Below are 20268 nucleotides of genomic sequence, written 5' to 3'. Positions count from 1 at the left end.
GTTTTCTCGGAGCGAAGCCGCAAGGGGTGCGTGGAAAGGAGCTGGCCCGCGCGCGAACGAAGGCCGCGCCCCGCCGCAAAGCAAGCGCGCGCTCTCCTCCCAAGATCTTTTCGCGCCGCTCGCGGCCCTCCCGCGCGTCACGGCGCATTGCGCCCTTGCAGTTGCCGGCGCGCCGGGAAAGATGCCGCCCTATCACGGGCCACCACCACGCCACTCCTCGCGAGTAGCACAACCCCGCCTGACGCCGACCCGCCCGCTCGCCTCGCTCGCACCTTGCCTGCCTGCGCCGCGCGCGGCCACGCGCCACCCGCTCCTCCCATGATCCTCCCCGGCAGCGCTTCGCTGGTCCTCTCCGCAGTCCAGCAGATCGTCAAACTCGGCGGCCGCCTCGACCGCCTCATGGCGCAGAAAACCGCCACGCAAGCCCAGCTCGTGCTCGGCATGCCCACCGTCCGCGTCGACAACCTCCCCGCCCAGTGCGCGCTCGCGCTCCAGCAACTCAACGCGACCGCCGGACAGGATCCCGATCCCTTCGGCGCCGACCGCGCGACCTTTCTCGCGGAGGCCAACAACCCGACCGCGGTCTTCGATCAGCTCTTCCTCAAATACTTCCCCGAGGAAGTCGCGAAAACCACCTTCAACCCCGACGCCGCCTACCTCGCGCAACTCCAGGCCGCGTTCCCCAACGTCGATTGGAACGACCTCAGCGTGCGCGTCGCCGCCTTCGCGCTGAGCGCCGGCCCGAGCAACGACCAGATCGGCTTCACCGGCCGCGTCGCCCTCGCTGTTGCGGACACCGTGCTGGAATTCGGCGCGGAGAACACCGCGCTCTTCGTGCGCGACGAAAAACTCCAGAGCGTCGTTCAGTCCGTGCTCGAACGCTTCGCCCAGCCCGAGTGGGACCAATTCGAAAGCTGGAATCCCCTCCTCCAGACCGCGCTGGGCATCACGCTGAACTCCGCCCTCGACGTCGCCCACGCGCTCCCGAGCGAGAATCCCTGGCTCGACGCCACGTTCGACGCCCTCGTGAAGGCGCGCGCCGCCTCACCCACGCCGGACAATTTTCTCCTCGGCCTCCTGCAGGGCAAAGGCGTGCCGCTCCTCCTTTCCCAAGGCTTGCTCGTCGCCGCCGACCGCCTCGACGCCTCGAGCGCCGCGTCGTTCAAGCTCGTCGCCGCCGACGTCCTCCGCGCCGCCGCGCCGATCATCCAAAATTCCGCCAATCCCACGCTCGGCCAATTTTTTGAGGATCACTGGGGCGACCTCCTCCGCGCCGGCCTCACTTCGCTCGAGAAACACGGCTCCACGCTGCTCGCGCCCGGCCAGCCGCTGCTCTCCGGCGTGCTCACCGCGATGGTCGGCCAGCTCGCGCAGACGCCGAACGCGCAGTTCCTCTCCAGCGACACGCTCTATCGCCTCGCCGACGCCGCGATCGACACCGTCGCCGCCAACCCCGCGCAGCTCGCCACGCTCACGAGCGCGCCGTGGCTCCAGCAGTTCCTCGCCGCCGCCGCCACGACCGCGCAGCAACTCACCGCGCGCAACCTCTTCACTCCCGCCGCGGCCGACGCGCTGCTCGCCGACGCGCTCGGCGTGCTCGCGAAAAATCCCAGCCTCGTCGTCGGCAACAACCCCGCGACGCTCACGCTCGCCTCGTCGATCTTCACCGCGCTCGCCGCCGTGCCGAACCTCACCACCGCCGGCACGCGCACGCTCGGCGAGACGGCCCTCCGCGCCGCGCTGACTTCCCTCGCGCAAAACCCCCAGCTCGTTTCCACGAAATTCTCGCCCGTCGTCACCGCCGTCGCCACGCAACTCGCCGGCTGGGTCGGCGCCGGCCAGATCACCTCCGCGCAAGCCGCCGCGTTCGCCTCCGCCGTCATCGACGCCATCTCGCGCAACCCGTCGCTCTACGCCGGCGCCACCAACGGCATCGCGCAAGCCGTGCTCTCCGCCGTGCAAGGCGCATTCTCGAACCACGCCGCATGGGCCCAGCGCCTGCTCGTCGACACCGCCAACCAGACGCTGCTCGCCTACGCCCGCACCGGCGCCTCGCCCGGCGCGCCGACCGTCGCCGCCCAAGTCCAGCAACTCCTCCTCCAAGTCCTCGGCTCCGGTCTCCAAGTCGCCCAGACGCAGCTCGGCCAATCCACCGATCTCGCCGGCATCCCGCCGATCCTCGGCGGCCTCGTCGCCCAAGCCCTCCGCGGCAATCTCACCGCGCTCGACCCGACCTCGCCGCCATTCCTCGCCGCCTTCCAATCCCTCGCTCCGCAAACCGCCTGAGTTTTTCCCGCCATGTCCCCGCTCCTTCTCCGCTCCTTCCGCCTGCTCGCCCTGCTCGTCGCGTTCGCACTCGGCGGCTGCGTCACGACCGATCAAGTCCGCGACATCGTCCGCAGCAGCAACTACGAGATGCTCGTCAGCGCCGACCCCGCGCTCGCCACCACCGTCCCCGCCGACGCCAACACCGGACCCAAGCCCTCGCCCGGCGCCGCCGAACGGCTCACGACGTTTCTCCAACAGCACCCCGACGATCCCGTCCTCGGCCCCGCGCTGAATCTCCGCCAAGCCCTCCTCTACCTCAACGAGCGCCAGTTCGCGCTCGCCCAAGCGTCCTTCGAAAAACTCAAGGGCGCGAAATTCACCACCGCGCGCGACGAAGCGCTCGCCGCCGCCTTTCCCACCATCAAGTGGTGGGCCGAGCAATCGCTCGCCGGTGGCGGTGTCTTCCGCGCCGAGCGCGCCAATGCCACCGCGCAAATGCAGGCACTCGCCACATCCGCCGCGAGCGGCGCGCTCAAGCCTTGCCCCGACGTCGCCGACTACTTTCTCGAGATGCGCGCGTGGATCGGTCTGAAAGCCGGCTTCGCCGTCGTGCTGCCCGCCGACGCCGCCTTCCAACAGCAAACGCTTCAAGACGCGATCAACGGCTGGACCGACACTTTCACCACCGCCCAGCTCGCCCTGCTCAACCAATCGGCATTCGGCCCGAACGACGCCCTCACGCTCTCCACGCGCCGCGTCCTCCGCCTGCGCACGTTGCTCACGACGCTCGCCACCGTTGCGAAATCCGGCGGTAGCCTCGTGCCGCCACCCACGCTGCAATTCCACTCGGCCGACGTGCAGCGCTACTACGAAGCCAAACTCGCCGCGCCCTGAGCGCCGGATTTTCCCGTGCCGCAAACGCACGTTGCGCGCACCCGCCATCGTCTGCTTGGCTCTCGGCTCTGAGCCCTAAGCCCTGAGCTGTTCTCCCATGAAACTCGTCCGCCACCTCACGCACGCCGGCCCCGCCCACGCCGCCCTGCAACCCGACGGCTCCGCGCGCGCCATCGACGGCGACCTCTTCGGCGAGTGGCGCGTCACCGACCGCGTCGTGACGCCCGGCAAGCTTCTCGCGCCCCTCGCGCCGGCCACGATCGTCTGCATCGGCCTCAACTACGCCAAACACGCCGCCGAGGGCAAACGCCCGCCGCCGGAGCGCCCGATGTGGTTCATGAAACTCCCCGGCGCCGTGCAGAATCCCGGCGACGCGATCCGCATTCCCACGATCCAGGCGAGCACGCGCGTCGACTACGAAGCCGAACTCGCGATCATCCTCAAAAAATCCGCGCGCAACGTCGCGCGCGCCGACGCCTTCGATTACGTGCTCGGCTACACCTGCGCCAACGACGTGAGCGCGCGCGATTGGCAGCGTGACTGGGGCGGCGGCCAGTGGAACCACGCAAAGAGCTTCGACACCTTCTGCCCACTCGGCCCGGTCCTCGTCACCCCCGACGAGTTGCCAAACCCGAACGCGCTCCGCATCCGCTCGCTTCTCAACGGCGCCGTCATGCAGGACTCGACGACCGCCGACATGATCTTCGACGTGCCGACGCTGATCGAATTTCTCACCGCCGACAAAACGCTCCCCGCCGGCACGCTCATCCTCACCGGCACGCCCGAAGGCGTGGGCTTCGCCCGCCAGCCGCCCGTGTGGCTCCAGCGCGGCGACACCATCGCAGTCGAGATCGAAGGCATCGGCACACTGAGCAATCCTGTCGCGTGAAGCCGTGACGCCGGCCTCCGGGACAGGGCCGTTGGTCCTTTCTTCATCTAGAGCGCTTTGTCCCTAGCAACGATAGGTAAGGTGCGTTGACCCGCTCATCCGCCGGCGTAGCCTCCCGCGCGTCACCTGATGAATCTCCTCAGCCGCCTCGTGCTGGTCACGCTGCTCGTGTGCGCCGGCTTCACCACGCTCTACTGGATCACGCTGCAACAGGGACGCGCCGAGATCGAGGGCCTGCTGCACGACCTCTCCGCCGAGCGTAACGAGCGCTTCGACACCGCCACTCGCCTCCAAGGCGCCGGCCTCGAATCGCTCGTCTCCAGCTACGCCTGGTGGGACGACATGGTGAAGTTCATGGACAAGCCCGACGAAACCTGGGCGTCCAACAACGTCGACAACATCGTCGGCATCCCCAACGGCGGCGACGCCGTCTGGGTGCTCAACGCCGACCTCGCGCTCCTTCACACCATCGACAAGGACTACCGGCGCCTCCCCGTGCCGTTTCCCAGCGTCGCCGCCCTGCGCCAGACGATCGCCGACCGCTACACCTTCCGCTATTTCACCCGCATCGACGGCGAGCTCTGGGAAATCTACGCCGCCGCGATCCAGGACGCGAAATTCTGGCGCCATCAGACGCCCGTGCGCGGCTACCTGCTGCTCGGGCGCCGTTGGGACGAGCAATGGGTGCACCAACTCAACACCCTCGTCGGCGCGCGCATCGCCGTGCATCCCGCCGACGCCGTCCTGCCGCCCGTCGCCTTGCTGCACGACTTCCGCCGCGTCCTCAAAGGCCCCGACGGCCAGCCGCTCGCGCAACTCGATCTGCGCTTCAACTTCGACCTGCTCGAGGCCGCGCGCCAGGCCTTCATCAGCCGCGTGATCCTGCTGCTCGTCGGCGCACTCGCGACCCTCGCCCTGCTCGTCAGCGTCGTCGCGTTCCTCGTGCTGCGTCCGCTCGGCCAGATCACACGCTCGCTCGAAAGCCGTGTGCCCTCGCATCTCGCCGGCCTGCTCAACTCCCGCACCGAGTTCGGCGAGATCGCCCGCCTCGTCGCCGGCCAGCTCCGCTGGGGCCGCATGCTCGAGGAAGAGATGCGCCGCCAACTCGAAAGATCGAACCCCGACACCTCGCGCCGCGACGTCGAGGCCAACGAAGCCCTCCGCATTCGCCTCGCCGGCAACATCCACGACGGCCCCATCCAGTCCATCTACGCCGCCGGCCTCCAGCTCGCCGCCGTCCAGACCGGCGCCGAACAGGGCCTCGCCCCGCGCCCGGAACAAATCGCCGCCATCAACCGGATGCTCCAGCAAGCTTCCTCCGACCTGCGCAACCTCATCCTCGATCTCGAACCCGAGGAGCTGCGCGAACGCGACCTCGAGACCGCGCTTAGCCGGCTCGAGCGACACATCCAGCAAAGCGCCCGCTGCGCCTTCGACCTCAAGATCGCCGACGGCGCGCTCGACGGCCTCTCGCGCGAGGCGCAGACGCAGCTCTACTTCATGTGCCGCGAGCTGGCGAGCAACGCCCTCCGCCACGCCCGCCCCTCCGAGGCGTCCCTGAGTTTCTCCTCCGCCAAGGGCTTCCTGCATCTCGAGTGGATCAACAACGGCACGCTGCCCCAGTCGCCCGCCCCCGGCCAGGGCAACGGCCTCCGCAACCTCGAACGCCGCGTCACCGAACTCGGCGGCAAGATCACTCACGGTCCCGGCGCGGGCGACCGCTGGCGCGTGCACGCCGAGATTCCCTTCTCGAGCCTCACCCTCGGCGGCGGCACCACGACGATCGTCTGACCCCCGGCCTCGCCCGGGAAGTCGCCGCGCCCGCCGCGCGGCCGGCGCTCATCGTCATCCCGCCGCACCGCCCGATTCTCCACGCGTCCGGCTGCACGCTTGCCCGCCACTCGCCCGCTCGCGCATGCTCGCCGCACATCTCTTCCACGCATGCTCAAGGTCAACCTGCGCGACGTCCCCGAACTCGAACAGCGCTCGCCCACCGGAAAGTTCCATTCCTTCGCGAAGAACGTCTCCCTCGCCCTCGGCGGCATCCGCAACGCCGGCGTCTGGGGCGGCGGGCATCCGTTCGACTTCCAAATCCGCCGCGTCCCGCCCGGCGCCGCCGTGTGCCCGCTCCACGCCCACATCGTGCAATGGGAGCTCTTCGTCGTCCGCCGCGGCACCGGCACCGTCCGACTGGAGAACGAACGCCGCGAAGTCCGCGCCGGCGACTGCTTCCTCCATCTGCCGGGCGAGGCGCACCAGTTGATCAACACCGGCGGCGAGGACCTCGAAATCTTTATCATCGCCGACAACCCGCCGCTCGACGGCTTCTGGTATCCCGACTCGCAGAAGTGGGGCCTCCGCACGCCGAGCGTCTTCTTCAAGATGACCCCAGTCGACTACTTCGACGGCGAGGACACCGTCGACCCCGCTCCGACCGCCGCCGCGGATGTTCGTAATGCAAACATTGACGTCCCGGCGCTGCCGCAACCCGCGACGCCCTTCTCCGCGCGCTGCAAGAATCTCGACGCCATCGCGTGGGAGGACTGGTCGTCGCCGAAGGGGAAATTCCGCGGCGCGTTTCGCGGCGTCTCGCTCGCCTTCGGCGCGCAGCACCGCACGCCGCTCCACGCGGGCGGCCATCCCTTCGATCTCGAGTTCGGCAAAGTCCCCGTCGGCGCGACGCTGCTCCCGTTCCACTGGCACGCCCTCCAGTGGGAATTCTACGTTTTCCTCGAAGGCCGCGGCGAATTCCGCCTCGGCGACGCGACGTTCGCCGTGGAACCCGGCGACTGCGTGATGGCCGCACCGCAAGTCGGACACGGTTTCCGCAACACCGGCGACACGGAACTGCACTACCTCGTCATCGCCGACGATCCGCCCAACGAATTCTGGTGCTACGCCGACACCGGCAAATTCGGCATCCCCAAACCGCGAAAGATCTTCCGCGCCACCGACGCCGACTACTTCGACGGCGAGGAGTGAATCGCCGGCGCGCTCAATCGCGCGCCGCGAACTCGTCCGCGCGCGGTCGTGGCGGCCGCGCATACTCGCGGTCCGTGAGCGTCTTCAGGAACGCCACCAGCGCCGCCTGATCGTCGGCGTTGAGCGCGAGGCCGGCCTTGGGATGCTTCGCGAGGTTCGGATCGAGGTTCGCCGCGCGCTGCACCCCGTGGTCGTAGTGCGCGACGACTTCCTCGAGCGTCTGAAACCGGCCGTCGTGCATGTAGGGCGCGGTCAGCTCCACGTTGCGCAGCGACGGCGTCTTGAAGCGTCCACGGTCGTCCGCGCGCCCCGTCGCGTTCTGCGCGCCCGCGTCGGCCGCGACGAGATCGAGACCGTTGTTTTTCGCCGCGAAATCGCTGAAGAGCACGCCGCCGTGGCAGTGGAAGCAGTCCGCGCCGGTCCGGCCGCGCGCGGGATCGTATTCGGTGACGAACAGCTCGAAGCCGCGCTGCTCTTGCGGCGTGAATTTCGCCCGGCCCGCAAGCGTCGCGTCGAACTTCGAGCGATTCGACACGAGCGTCAGGAGGAACTGTTCGAGCGCCTTGCCCAGCCGCTCACCGGACACTTCCGCGCTGCCGAACGCAGCCGCGAAATCCTCGCGCACGCGCGGATCGTCGCCGAGCTCGGCCACGACGTCCGCCATGCGCGCGTTCATCTCGATCGGGTTGGTCATCGCCGCGAGCGCCTGCTCGCGGATCGTGCGCTTGGTGCCGTCCCACGCGTAGGCGGGATGCCACGCGAGGTTGAAGAGCGGCATCGCGTTGCGCCGGCCGAGGTCGCCCTCGCTGCCGCGACTGAGCGCGACGCGGTCGCTGAACGCCGCGCGCGGATCGTGACAGCTCGCGCACGACTGCTCGCCGTTGCGGGACAATCGCCGGTCGAAGAACAGACGTCGTCCCAGCTCCACGCCCTCCTCTGTCAACGGATTGTCCGCCGGCAGCGCCGGCTGCGGAAATCCCGCCGGGACGGTGAACGCGAACGGCGTGCCCGCGCGCACCGTCGCGTCGGCCAGGTGGGCGCCGACTTCCCCGGCAGCGCCATGCGCGCGCGATGCCGTCTCCGCGGCGGCCTCGAGCCAGAAGAACGCGCGCTCCGTGCTGCGCGCCAGCGCATTCGCGAGCGCGTCGTGGTCGGCCGAGTGTGTGGAGTCGGTCCCGTCGCTCGCCGCGATCCGGCGATCCCGGAAGAGCGGCGCGACGTTCAGCGCGAGATCGATGCGAGTCGCGGCGGCGACGGTGAACTCCGAGAGGAAGCGCACGGTCATCAGTTGCGGCTCCTTCGCGAGATGATACGAGAAGCCGGCCGCGTCGGCCGCGTCGGCGTTTCGCCAGTAGCCCTCGAGGGCGAGAAAGACGTAACCGCCCGACCAGCTCCAGTGTAGCCCGTTTGTGGTTGGATTCAGAGCATGGCCGGGCGGCCAAATTCCAGGATCGGCGTGATTCACCGTTTCAGGCACGCCGACGCGCACTTGCAAGCCGCGGTAGTCGCCGGCGGGCACGTTCGACAGCGCGACCTCCAGTCGGCCGCTCGCCGCGTCGATGAAGCCGTATTGGCCCTCGAGGCGCACCACGGAGCCGTCAGGCCGGAGCAGTTGGAAATCCGACAACAGCGCCGCGAGGCGCGTCACGCGCACGAGTTGGCCGCTCGGCGTCGCGATCTCCGCGGACGGCACCGGCAGGGCGCGTTCGCCCCAACGCGGCTCGATGCGCACGCGCAATTCGGCCGCCGCCAGATCGGCGGCGAGGAGGAGAACGATGAGGGCGAGCCGGAGCATGCCGCCCATCCTCGCGCGGCGCGGTTAAGTGCGTGTGCGCGCGGCGGGGCGAAATTGTTAAGCCCGGGTAAAGGTTGCGGCGCCGCGCGCGGCGGCCACCATGCTGCCGCCATGGACTCACCCGCGTCGGGCCGCACGCGCCTGCTGATGATCGACGACGATCGGAAACTCTGCCGTCTCGTCGCGAGCTATCTCGAGCCGCTCGCCTTCGACGTCGTCGCCGTGCACGACGGCCGGCTCGGACTCGAGCGCGCGACCGATCCCGCGGAAAAATGGCACGCCGTGATCCTCGACGTGATGTTGCCGGGCCTGGACGGCTTCGACGTGCTGCGCGGCATCCGGGCCAAGACCTCCGTGCCCGTGCTCATGCTCACGGCGCGCGGCGACGAGATGGATCGCATCGTCGGCCTCGAAGTGGGCGCAGACGATTATCTGCCGAAAACCTTTTCGACGCGCGAACTGCTGGCGCGGCTCCGCGCCGTGCTGCGACGGGCGGCCACCGTCGCCGTGGCGGAAGGCGCCGCGCCGATGCAGGAGGTCGTTGTCGGCGACCTGCGCGTGAATCTCGATGCGCGCAGCGCCGCGATGGGCGCGGATGCGCTCGTGTTGACGCCGGTCGAGTTCGACCTGCTCGCCTCGCTCGCGAAAGCGCGCGGCCGCGTGAAGACGCGCGAGGCGCTCCTCGACGAATGTCGCGACCGCAACTACGACGTCTTCGACCGCTCGATCGACGTGCACATCTCGGCCTTGCGGCGGAAGCTCGGGGACGATGCGAAGCAACCGCGTTTCATCCGCACCGTGCGGTCCGCCGGCTACATGCTCGTGGACCCGCGCGCGGAGTGAGGATTTCCCCACCGTAGGCCGCGAGCTCGCTCGCGCTCAGGGAGAGGTCGCCGACTGAGGGGCGCGGCAGGCACGCGGCCTACGCGGAGCGGAGCAGGTCATTTCCTTTTCGCCGGACTGGCGAAGGCACGGCCGATCGCGAGCGCGGCGGCAACGAGCGCAAACCAGTCGCTCGGCGCGCCGCCGCCTCCGCCGCCGGCGGAGGACGTTGAGCCACTGGAGGTGGTGCCGGTCGTGGTCGTCGTGGTGGTCGGAGTGGTTGTGGTCGTCGTTCCGCCCGTGGACGCGGTGTCGTTGGTCGCTCCGGTGGTCGTGCTGCCGGTGCCGGTGTAGTGCAGCGTCGCGGTCGTGCCGACTGGCACGCCGGTCGTGCCGGCGGTGTCGTAGGTCGCGATGGCGGTCAGCGTGACGCGGAAGTAGCTCGCCGTCGCGGCCGCGGTGTAGGTCGTGCCGATGCCGCCGCTCGTGACGGCGGAGCTCAGCGTGGTGAACGCGGCGTTGTCGGACGAGGACTCGACCTTGTAGGTGGCGCCATCGGCGGAGTTCCACTTGAGCGCGACGCCGGTGCCGGAGGCGGTGCCGGTGAGCGTCAATGCCGCCGCCGGGCCGCCGCGGACGTATTCGGTGACGGTTTCGCTGATCGAGGTGACGGTGCCCTGAGTGGAAGCGGGGGTGCCGAAGAATTCCTGATTGATAACGTCGGGGAAGACGGAGTTGCCGGAGGCGTCGATGCAGGTGAAGTAGGCGTAGGTGCCGCTCGGAAACTCCGGCGTGACGCAGAAGCGAACGTTCTGGCGGTTGAGGTCGAAGTCGACGCCCTGCGTTTTGCCGAGGTCGCCGAGGTATTCGTAGTCCTCGGCGAAGGTGCCGATCGCCGTCGTCGCGGTGCCCGGGCCGTATTGGTTGGAGGCGAGCGTCTGGCTGCGGTTTTGGACGCTGGCGGCCCAGACCGGCAGCGTGGTGCGGCCGGTGAGCGCGAGGTTCGTGGTGCCGTTGGTGCCGTCGCGTTTGACGAAGCCGGAGGTCATGCGGCGCACGCCGCTGGCGGCGTTGCTGGCGGTGGAGTAACCGTAGGGGCCGTAGATGGGCAGGCCGTCGTTGGCCCAGCCGATGATCGGAGAGTGCTTCGTGGGCGTGGCCTCGCTGTAGGTCTGGGTGGTGGCGTCGAACGTGACTGCGTCGCCGAGCTGGTAGCGAAGCGCGCGCGGGTTGATGTGGTTGTGATATTGGCCGTCCTGCGGCTGGTGGGCGTTGGCGGCGTCGAAGGTCGGTCCCTCGGTGGGGCCGGCGAGGCGGTTCCAGATGCCCTGTCCGTTGAAGGAGACGGTGCCGGTCGACGTGGAATAGGACTGCGCGTCGCCGTTGTTCCAGAGGAAGACGCCGTTCACGAGCACGCCGCCGACGCCGCGCGTGAGGGACTTCGTGGTCGGGATCGCGGGATTGCGCGGGATCTGGTGAATGGCGGCGCGGTTCTTCGGCCACATGCCGAACAGCGTCGTGCCGTCGACATCATACCATGGCCCCATGGTGTAGCTGGCGAGGCCGGTGGTTTGGACGTAGACGTAGTTGGCCGAGTAGGCGACGCGCTGGACGTCGGTGTAGGTCGCAGTGGAGACGGAGCCGGTGCCGCGATTGAGCAGGCCGGCGCGCGGCCAGGTCGTCGAGGTGGTGCCGGCGGACTTGTCGGCGTTGGTCTGGTAGACGCGCGCGTAGCTGCCGGAGGCTTCGGTGAGCCACGAGGTGAGGCGCGGGTCCGTCGACTGGGCGGCGAGCGGTGCGGCGAGAGCGACAAACAGAAGGAAGCGCGGGGCGCGGGATCGGTTCATGGGCGTGGAGCGTTGACCGAAGTGAACCGCGCCGCGGTTAAGCGCGGATGTGGGGCCGCCGGGCTTTTTGTTAAGGCCGGGTAAATGGTCGGGATTTTTCCGCTGCGCCCGCTAGTGTAGGCGCGCTTTGAAAATCCCGCTGCCGCTCTGGATCAAGGTCTGGCTCCTGCTCGCGCTGAACTTCGCGCTCGTGGCGGCGCTGGGCACCGCATGGTTCTTCGCGCGCAGCGAGCGCGGCTGGGAAAAGATCGCGCTCGGGCCGCTCGGCGATCGCGTCGCCGCGCTGGCCGACGAGATCTCGGACGAGCTGCTGACGGCCGACGAGGGCGAGACGGCGGCGATCGTCGCCCGCCGCGCCGCCGCGCACGGCGTCGAGTTTCTCTGGCTGCGCAACGACGGGCTCGTGCTCGCCGGGCCCTCGCTGCCGCTGCCCGAGGCGGTGCGGCGCGAACTGGGCCGCAGCAGGCCGCGACCGGGTCGTGGCGACCGACTGCCGCCGGGGGAAGACCCGGGGCCGGACGAAATGGGTCCGCCCCCCGGCGCGCGCGGCGGCGTGGGACGTTTCCTCCTCCACCCGGACAGCGGCGACTACTGGTTCGGGCTGCGCATCCATCCTTCGCCGGCACTGCTGGAACGTGACGAGCCGCCTCCACGCACGACGCTCATCATCCATACGCAGTCGGCGTTCCGGCTCGCGCTCCTCCTCGGCTTGCACTGGTGGGCGGGTGTCGCGGGGCTCGCGCTCGGCGTGTCGGTGGTGTTCTGGATGCCCTTCGTGCGCTCCATCACGCGGCGCCTCGACACCCTCACAGTCGCGACCGACCGGATCGCCGAGGGAAAATTCGAGACCCGCGCGCCGGTGTCCGGCGCCGACGAGATCGGACGACTCGGCGGCGCCATCAATGACATGGCGCGGCGGCTGGAGTCGCACGCGGAGACGCAAAAGCGCTTCCTCGGCGACGTGGCGCACGAACTCGGCTCGCCGGTCGGCCGTTTGCAGGTCGCCGTGGAACTCCTCGAGCAGCGCGCGCCCACTCCGCTTCAATCCACCGTCCGCGATGTGCGTGAGGAAGTGCAGCAAATGGCGGAGCTGGTCGGCGAGCTTCTGGCCTTCACGCGCGCGGGGCTGAAGCCGCGTGAGACGGCCCGGGAACCCGTCGCGCTCGAGCCGTTGCTGCGCGAGACCGTCCTGCGCGAGAACGGGGCCGACCAGGTCGCGATCGACGCTCCTTCGGCTCTGCTCGTGCTCGGCGACCGTGCCTTGCTGTCGCGCGCCATCGGCAATCTCGTGCGCAACGCCCGGCGTTACGGGGGCGGCGGCCCGGTCCGCCTCACTGCGACGCGGCACGGCGCCGATGTGCGGGTGTGCATCGACGACGACGGACCGGGCGTGCCGGCCGATGCGCTCGCACGCCTCGGCGAGCCCTTTTTCCGGCCCGAAGGCGCACGCGCCCGCGAGACTGGCGGCGTCGGCCTTGGGTTGACGATTGTGCGCTCGAGCGTGGCCGCGTGCGGCGGCGAGATCACCTTCGCCAACCGGGAGCCGCGCGGCTTCCGCGCAGAGATCCGGCTCGCGGCAGGTTGAGCGGGGAACTTACGCGAGCTTAACGAAAATCCCGGTTCGGCTTCATACGGCGGCAACACGCACACGGTTTAATGGCGCCATGCTCCCGATCGCCAACACCCCCGCTTCCGCGTCGCAAGAACCTGTCCTCGCCGTCGCTGTGACGACGGTGCCGCAGATCAACGCCTTCAACTGGCTCCTCGTGCTCGGTTTCCCGCCCGAAATCGCCGCCGCCGCCGCGCATCCGGAGACGTTCGCGCGCTGAACGCTCGTCCCCGAACACGGATGCGACTTCAGCGTTTCGGCGTGAGCACCTTTTCGCGGGCCACGAGGTAGAGGAACACGCAGAGCAGTGCGAACGGGATCATCGCGAGCGCGTCGGCGTTCGCGCCGCCGTAGAACGGATTGTGCGCCAGCGACCATTCCGTGATCGACGCGTCGAAATCACTCGTGACACCGGCGAAGAACGCGATGGCGATGCCCGCGATCGCGCCGCCGGCGATGTAGCCGGAAGCGAGCAGCACGCCGGGACTCTTGTCGCTCTCGGCGGCGAACTGCTCCTCGCTCAAGTTCGCGTAGGCCGGCTTTTGCCGCACGCGACGATCGACCAGCCAGCGGATGAATCCGCCGACGAGGATCGGGGACGACGCCGAGAGCGGCAAATACACGCCGACCGCGAACGCCAGCGCCGGCACGAAGCTCATCTGCAGCACGACCGCGATCATCACGCCGAGCAGCACGAGCGCCCACGGGAGCTGCTGATCGAGGATGCCCTTGATGATGTAGGAAACGAGCCGCGCCTGCGGTGCGGCGAACTTCTGCACCGTCGTGCCGTCCGGCCGCTCGCTGTAGGCGCCGTTGATGCCGGGATCGACGAACCACACGGCGTCGCCGCGCTCGTTGACGAGGTATTTGCCTGTCGGACCGCCGGCGGCGTCGGTCTTTTGCCAGACGAGATAACTCGCGCCATCGGTGCGCGCCTGCGGGCCGACGAGCGATTCGTGACGCGCGCCAACGAGCGTGGCTGGTTCAACGTGCACGCCGGCCGGCGCGACTTTCGCGACGGGAACGTAGACGGTCGCCGAGTCGTTCAGGCGGAGCAGAATCGGCCCGAGCAACACGGCCGACGAAAACGCGCCGACGAGAATCGCGAGCTGTTGCAGGCGCGGCGTGCCGCCGAGCAGGAACCCGGTTTTCAAATCCTGCGACGTCGTGCCGCCGTTCGACGAGGCGATGCACACGATCGCACCGATCGAGAGCGCTGTGACGTAATACGTGCCGCCGTTCCAGCCGATGAGCAGGAAGATCAGGCACACGAACAGCAGCGTCGCCACTGTCATGCCCGAGATGGGATTGGACGAGGAACCGATCTCGCCAGTCAGGCGCGACGAGACGGTGACGAAGAGAAAGCCGAACACCACTATCAGCAGCGCGCCGAGCAGGTTCATTTGCAGCGGACGCGCGAGCACGATGAGCGCGAGCAACACCACGATGCCGATACCGATGAACTTCGGCGAGAGATCGAGGTCCGTGCGCGGCACCTTTTCACCCGCAGCGCGGTCGCCGCGCGCGAGGCCGACATCGCGCAGGCCCGCCACGAAGCTGTGCCAGATCGTCGGCAGCGCCTGGATGAGGCTGATGATGCCGCCGGCCGTCACCGCGCCCGCACCGATGTAGAGGATGTAGGCGCGGCGGATCGCGTAGGGATCCATTTCCGCAATCGGCACCGTGCCGGGCGCGATCGGCGTGGGCACGCCATCGCCGAAGAAGCGGATCAGCGGAATCAGCACGAGGAACGACAGCGCGCCGCCGCCGCACATGATCGCCGCGATGCGCGGACCGATCACGTAGCCGACGCCGACGAGCTCCGGCGAAATCTCCGCGCCCACCGAGCCGCCTTTCAGCGGCGCGCCGAAAACTTTTTCCGGGATATCTTTCCAGCCCTTAAACGCCGCCATCACGGTCTTGTAGAGCAGGCCGATCGCAAAACCGCCGAAGACGACCTTCGCGCCGGGCGACTTGCCGAGACCGGCCGCTTCGGCTGCGGCCATTTCGGCTTTGGCCGAGGGAGAAGCGGCGGCGCGCGAGACGTCGTCGATGCCCGCTTTCAACACCGCCGCGCACGCCGTGCCTTCGGGGTATTTGAGAATGCCGTGCTCCTTCACGATCAGCGCGCGGCGCAGCGGAATCATCATGAGGATGCCGAGCAGGCCGCCGAGGATCGCGACGAGCATCACGCGCGTGAGCTCGAGGTCGAAACCGAGGATCATGATCGCCGGCATGGTCGCACCGACGCCGAACGCGAGCGATTCGCCCGCCGAGCCGGCCGTCTGCGTGATGTTGTGCTCGAGGATCGTCGCGTCGCGCACGCCGAGCTTCGAGAGACCGCGGAAGAGCGTCAGCGAAATCACCGCGACCGGGATCGACGCACTCACGGTGAGGCCCACCTTGAGGACGAGGTAGAGCGACGAGGCGCCGAAGACGACGCCGAGCACGGCGCCGGTCAGCACGGCGCGCCAGGTGAATTCCGGCAGTTGAACGGACGCGGGGATGAACGGCTCGAACTTCGGCGAGTTGTTTTGCGACATGGAGGGAAAAAACGGCCGCGAGCGTGCGCACGGCCCGGCGCGCGCGCAACCGCGGAGTTCCGCCTTCGCCCCGGCGGTTCCACGCGTCCCACCGGGGCGCAAAAAGGCGCCGCCCGAGGGCAGCGCCTATGTTCCGATTGCGCGAGGAGCGCGCTTACCAGATCGTCACGCGCGCGTCGCCGGAGCGGCGCATCGGCGCGCCTTCGGGGACGGCGAACGCGGTCCAGAATTCCTCGAGGTTCGAGAGCGGGCCGTTCACGCGCCAGACGCCCGGCGAGTGCGGGTCGACGTTCACGCGGCGGCGTTGCTCCTCGGGGCGCTGCAGGTCGCGCCAGATGTTGGCGTAGCTGAGGAAGAATCGCTGCTCCGGCGTCCAGCCGTCGATCTTCGCATGCGGCTGGCCTTCGAGCGCCTTTTGCAGCGCGGCGTAGGCGACCTTGATGCCGCCGAGGTCGGCGATGTTTTCACCCTGTGTGAGCTCGCCCTTCAGGTGGAGTGTGCCGTCGAGGACGGTGTAGCCGTTGAACTGCGCGACGACCTTCGCGGCGCGTTTGTTGAATTCCTCGCCGGATTCCTTCGACCACCAGTCGACCAGATTGCCGGCAAAGTCGTAGCGACGGCCGGAGTCGTCGAAGCCGTGTGTCATCTCATGGCCGATGACGGTGCCGATGCCGCCGTAGTTGGAGGCGTCGTCGGCTTTCGGATCGAAGAACGGCGGCTGGAGGATGCCGGCGGGGAACGTGATCGAGTTCGCCTGCGGGCTGTAGGAAGCGTTCACGGTCGGCGGCGTCATGCCCCACTCCGTCTTGTCGGTCGGCTGGCCGAGGCGCGCGATGTTTCGCTTGTGCTCGTATTGGGCGATGCGGAGCTGGTTGAGCACGTAGGAGCTGCGGTCGAGCCGCAGCGCGCTGTAGTCCTGCCACTTGTCGGGATAACCCATCTTGACGGAGAACGCGGCGAGTTTGCCCAGCGCCTTTTCCTTCGTCGCGGCGTCCATCCACTCGAGCGCGCGGATGCGGTCGCCGAGCGCGGCGCGGAGATCCTCGACGAGCTTCAGCACGCGGGTCTTCGCCTCGGGCGGGAAATACTCGGCGACGTAGAGCTGGCCGAGCGCCTCGCCGAGCGCGTTGTCGGTCGCGCTGACGATACGGCGCCAGCGCGGCTTGCGCTCCTTCACGCCGGCGATGACGCCGCTGTAGAAATTGAAATTCTCCTCCTCGAACGCGGTGCCGAGCGAGGTCGCAAAGCTCGAGAGCACGCGCCAGCGCAGGTAGGCCTGCCAGTCGGCGGCGGGCGCCTCCTGCACGAGTTTCGCGAAGCCGGCGAAGAACTTCGGGTGCGCGAGGTTCAGCTCCTTGAACTCGCCGAGGCCGAGCGTCGTGAAGTAACCGGACCAGTCGAGGCCCGGCGCCTTGGTCGCGAGGTCGGCGACGGCGATCTTGTTGTAGCTCGCATACGGGTTGCGCAGCGCGGCGCGCGGGAGCGAGACCTCGGCGAGCGCGGTCTCGATGCGCAAGACGCCGGCGGCGCCGGCTTGGGCGGCGGCGGCGTCCCAACCGGAGAGCTCGAGCATCTTCGCGATGTGCGCGACGTATTGCTCGCGGACCTTCTTCGAGCGTTCGTCGGTGTTGAAATAGTAGTCGCGATCGGCGTCGCGGCCGGTGCCGGGCAGACCGAGGCCGCCCTGGCGCATCTGGAAGATCTGCGTGTTGCTGTCCTTGGCGTCAGCGCCGACGCCCGCCACGAAGCCCACGCGTGGGCCCTGCGCGTGCAGGTAGCCGATCGTCGCGAAGATCTCGGTCGGCGTGTGCGCGGTCGCGATGCGGTCGAGGAGCGGTTGCAGCGGCTGGATGCCGGCGGCGTTGATGGCCGCCTCGTCCATGCCGCTGGCGTAGTAGTCGCCCACGAGCTGCTCGATGGCGGTGCCGGACTGGCCCTTGGCGGCGGCGCGCTCGGCGAGCTGGTGCAGCGCCTCCATGTTGCGCTCGGCCAGGATCGTGAAGGTGTGCCAGCGCGCCTGGTCGGCGGGGATGGCGGTGTTCTTCAACCACGTGCCGTTCACGAAGCGGTAGAAATCATCCTGCGGCTTCACGGACTGGTCGAAGTTGGCGGGGGTGATCTCCGCGCGCGCGACGAGCCCGAGCGCGCAGACGGAGACGAGCGAGAGAGCTTTCAGGGAACGCATGGCGGCAACTTCGCCCGACCCGCCGGGCGGCGCAACGCGGAATCGACCAACGCGGCGGCGGGAGCGCCGAGGCGGCTGACGCCGTCCCGCTTCGCAGGCGCGGCGGATTTCCCGGCGCCGCTGCGGCCCGCCCGGTCCGTGGACCTCAGCGCTTCTTCTTCGCCGGCTTGCGCGTGGCGAGGCGATGGCGGATCAGCCAGTAGAGCATCTCCATGCGCGGCACGGCGGTGCCGACGGATTTCGCGCGGCGCACGGGTTCGCCCCAGATTTCCTCGAGTTCGAGATCCTTGCCGCTCTCGAAATCGCTGAGGCTCGACGGCCGGTAGCCGCCCATCTTCGCGGTGCGCTCGAATTGCAGATCGACGAACGAACGCGGGATCTCGTGGCCGAACTTCGCCGCCGCGTCCACGACCTCCTCCATCACGCGGCGCGCGAGCGTGCGCAGCCCGTCGTCGGTCAGGATCACGTCGGTGGTCACGCCGCCAGCCGCGATCGCGATGCCGTTGAAGGGCACGTTCCAGACCAACCGGCGCCAGCGCATCTCCTCGAGATTGTCCTGCGCCTCGCATTTCACGCCGGCCCGGCTGAAAAGCGTGGCCACGGCGTGCGTGCGCTCGCCGGCGGGTTTGCCGAACTTGCCGATCGTCATCACGCCCGGGAAACGGCACTCCACCACGCCCGGCGCGGTGCGCTCGGCGGCGATGTAGCACAGCGCGCCGATCACGCGGTCGGGGCCGACGACCTCCGCCACCGGTTCCTCGACGCCGAGTCCGTTTTGGAGCGTGAGCACGAGTGTCGTCGGCCCGAGCAGCGGCGGAAGCAGTTTTTTCAACGCGTCGTTCGAGGTCGCCTTGAGCGCGACGACCACGAGGTCGCAGGCGCCGATTTCCTCGGTCGAGCCGTAGACCTGAACCTTCTTGAGGTGGAACTTCTCGGTCGGTGTCTTGACGCGCATGCCGCGCGCGAGCACGGCGGCGCGGCCGGTGCGGGCCAGGAAATGCACGTCGTGTCCCGCGCGCGCGAGGAAGGCGCCGTAGTAGGTGCCGAGGGCACCGCTGCCTACGATGGCGACGCGAGGTTTCGAGGGAAAGGGGGCGTTCACGCGGTCAAAACACACAGGCTGGGCGGAAAAATTCAACACCGCTCTCCGGCCGGCTCGGCGCGGGTCTTCACGAATTTCTCACAACCGGAATCGGGCCCGGGCATAACCCAGCGAAAGGCCCGCCCTCGGGAAATCTCGGAGCGGCTGTCGCGTCAAATACCCGGGACTATTGCCCGGGCGACCGCCGCGCCCATCCCGATCACACGCATCGGGTGAATCTGGGCTCATGCTTCCGCCTCAGGTGGTTACCGAATCCGCGAAGTGCGCCCGTCCCATCACTCACCGCCGGCCGATCTCGCGGCTTCGCCCGAGCGACGCCGCTGGGGCAAGTCATCGGGTCGCTCGCTCGCACGCGGCAATTTGCCGGTCTGCCGACAAGTTATTCACAGGCGCCGCGCGGCGCCGTTTCAGAGCGGCATGTTGTCCGTCAGGCGGACTTCATCGACCCAGAACGCCACCGACATCAGCGAGATGCCGGGCACGACTTCGCGCATCGGGTCCATCGTTTCGCGATTCACGACCGCGATGTAGATGACGCGCAGGCGGCGCTTCGCGGCCATGATGTGCGTGGCCTCGGCGACGACACGGTCCGCGCTGCGCACGCCGGAATCGACCATCTCCTTCGCGCGCTTCAGCGCCTGGAAAACGGCGAGCGCCTCGTCGCGCTGGGTCGGCGTCAGGTAGCCGTTGCGCGCGCTCACCGCTAGGCCGTCGGCGTCGCGCACGGTCGGCGCCGTGATCACTTCGACCGGCAGCGCGAGATCCGCGAGCGCCTTGCGCACCACGGCGACCTGCTGGGAATCCTTTTCGCCCATCACGAGCGCATCGGGCTGCACGACGTTGAGCAATTTCAGCCAGCACGTGAGCACGCCGCGGAACAGCGCGGGGCGAGAGATGCCGCACAGCGGCTTGCTGACGCGCTCCTCCGTGACCGCGATCGAGAAATTTTTCGGAAACATCTCCTCGACCGCCGGCGCGAAGACGACGTCCACGCCCTCGCGCTCGCACAGCGCCGCGTCGGCGGCGGGATTGCGCGGATATTTCGCGAGATCCTCGTTCGCGCCGAACTGCAGCGGGTTCACGAACACGGACACGACGACCGCGCAACCGCGCTCGCGCGCGAGCCGGATGAGACTGACGTGTCCGGCGTGCAACGCGCCGAGCGTGGGAATGAGCGCAAGCCGGCGCCCCGAGGCGCGCAACTCCGCGGCGCTGGCCCGCATCGCCGTGAGAGAGTCGATTTTTTGCATGACCGGGAAGGGACTTGAACTAACCCGGGCGCGCGCGCTTTATCAAGCCTCCTCGCCTCGGTCGCACCGCCGGCGAACCCGC

Annotated in this window: 14 protein-coding genes; 8 read left to right on the top strand and 6 right to left on the bottom strand. The window is 68.7% G+C overall.

The genetic code is table 11. The annotated features are described in order from the left end of the window. Positions 1-318: 318 nt before the first annotated feature. The 5 genes from KF715_14685 (at position 319) to KF715_14665 (ending at position 7033) form a co-directional block, all read left to right on the top strand. Positions 319-2286, top strand: coding sequence for a hypothetical protein (locus tag KF715_14685; GenBank protein MBX3737940.1), 1968 nt, complete (start codon positions 319-321; stop codon positions 2284-2286). 12 nt (positions 2287-2298) lie between these two features. Continuing rightward, positions 2299-3162, top strand: a complete 864-nt coding sequence (locus KF715_14680) for a hypothetical protein (protein MBX3737939.1) — start codon at positions 2299-2301, stop codon at positions 3160-3162. 97 nt (positions 3163-3259) lie between these two features. Next, entirely contained in the window at positions 3260-4051 is a 792-nt protein-coding gene (locus KF715_14675; protein ID MBX3737938.1) for a fumarylacetoacetate hydrolase family protein, read from the top strand. Between the two features lie 129 nt (positions 4052-4180). After that, positions 4181-5842, top strand: coding sequence for a hypothetical protein (locus KF715_14670; GenBank protein MBX3737937.1), 1662 nt, complete (start codon positions 4181-4183; stop codon positions 5840-5842). A gap of 150 nt (positions 5843-5992) precedes the next feature. Next, positions 5993-7033, top strand: coding sequence for a cupin domain-containing protein (locus tag KF715_14665; protein ID MBX3737936.1), 1041 nt, complete (start codon positions 5993-5995; stop codon positions 7031-7033). 13 nt (positions 7034-7046) lie between these two features. Here KF715_14665 and KF715_14660 read toward each other — a convergent pair whose 3' ends face one another. Further along, positions 7047-8828: a hypothetical protein gene (locus KF715_14660; protein ID MBX3737935.1), complete on the bottom strand. Its 1782-nt coding sequence runs from the start codon at positions 8826-8828 to the stop codon at positions 7047-7049. A 111-nt stretch (positions 8829-8939) separates the two neighbouring features. Between KF715_14660 and KF715_14655 the strand changes: the two genes are divergently transcribed. Then, the gene (locus KF715_14655) at positions 8940-9671 is read left to right on the top strand and encodes a response regulator transcription factor (protein ID MBX3737934.1); all 732 of its coding nucleotides are present in this window, start codon (positions 8940-8942) and stop codon (positions 9669-9671) included. A gap of 98 nt (positions 9672-9769) precedes the next feature. On the opposite strand, the gene KF715_14650 is transcribed toward KF715_14655, so the two are convergent. Further along, on the bottom strand, positions 9770-11497 hold the full coding sequence (locus KF715_14650; GenBank protein ID MBX3737933.1) for a YHYH protein: 1728 nt from the start codon (positions 11495-11497) through the stop codon (positions 9770-9772). A gap of 127 nt (positions 11498-11624) precedes the next feature. Between KF715_14650 and KF715_14645 the strand changes: the two genes are divergently transcribed. Continuing rightward, complete coding sequence (locus KF715_14645) at positions 11625-13082, top strand: HAMP domain-containing histidine kinase (GenBank protein MBX3737932.1); 1458 nt, start codon at positions 11625-11627, stop codon at positions 13080-13082. 79 nt (positions 13083-13161) lie between these two features. Beyond that, the gene (locus tag KF715_14640) at positions 13162-13326 is read left to right on the top strand and encodes a hypothetical protein (GenBank protein MBX3737931.1); all 165 of its coding nucleotides are present in this window, start codon (positions 13162-13164) and stop codon (positions 13324-13326) included. 28 nt (positions 13327-13354) lie between these two features. Here the strand turns inward: KF715_14640 and KF715_14635 are convergent, their stop codons facing one another. From KF715_14635 to panC, 4 genes are all read right to left on the bottom strand, one after another. Further along, positions 13355-15649 (bottom strand): oligopeptide transporter, OPT family, encoded by a 2295-nt coding sequence (locus tag KF715_14635; GenBank protein MBX3737930.1) that lies wholly within the window; start codon positions 15647-15649, stop codon positions 13355-13357. 154 nt (positions 15650-15803) lie between these two features. Next, positions 15804-17834: a M13 family metallopeptidase gene (locus tag KF715_14630; protein ID MBX3737929.1), complete on the bottom strand. Its 2031-nt coding sequence runs from the start codon at positions 17832-17834 to the stop codon at positions 15804-15806. 145 nt (positions 17835-17979) lie between these two features. After that, a complete protein-coding gene (locus KF715_14625; protein ID MBX3737928.1) occupies positions 17980-18936 on the bottom strand; it encodes a 2-dehydropantoate 2-reductase in 957 nt (318 codons plus the stop codon). A 407-nt stretch (positions 18937-19343) separates the two neighbouring features. Beyond that, the gene (gene panC, locus KF715_14620; protein ID MBX3737927.1) at positions 19344-20186 is read right to left on the bottom strand and encodes a pantoate--beta-alanine ligase; all 843 of its coding nucleotides are present in this window, start codon (positions 20184-20186) and stop codon (positions 19344-19346) included. Between the last annotated feature and the right edge of the window lie 82 nt (positions 20187-20268).

Origin of the sequence: Candidatus Didemnitutus sp., assembly GCA_019634575.1 — a bacterium.
Taxonomy (GTDB): domain Bacteria; phylum Verrucomicrobiota; class Verrucomicrobiia; order Opitutales; family Opitutaceae; genus Didemnitutus.
This window is presented reverse-complemented; position numbering and strand designations above follow the sequence as displayed.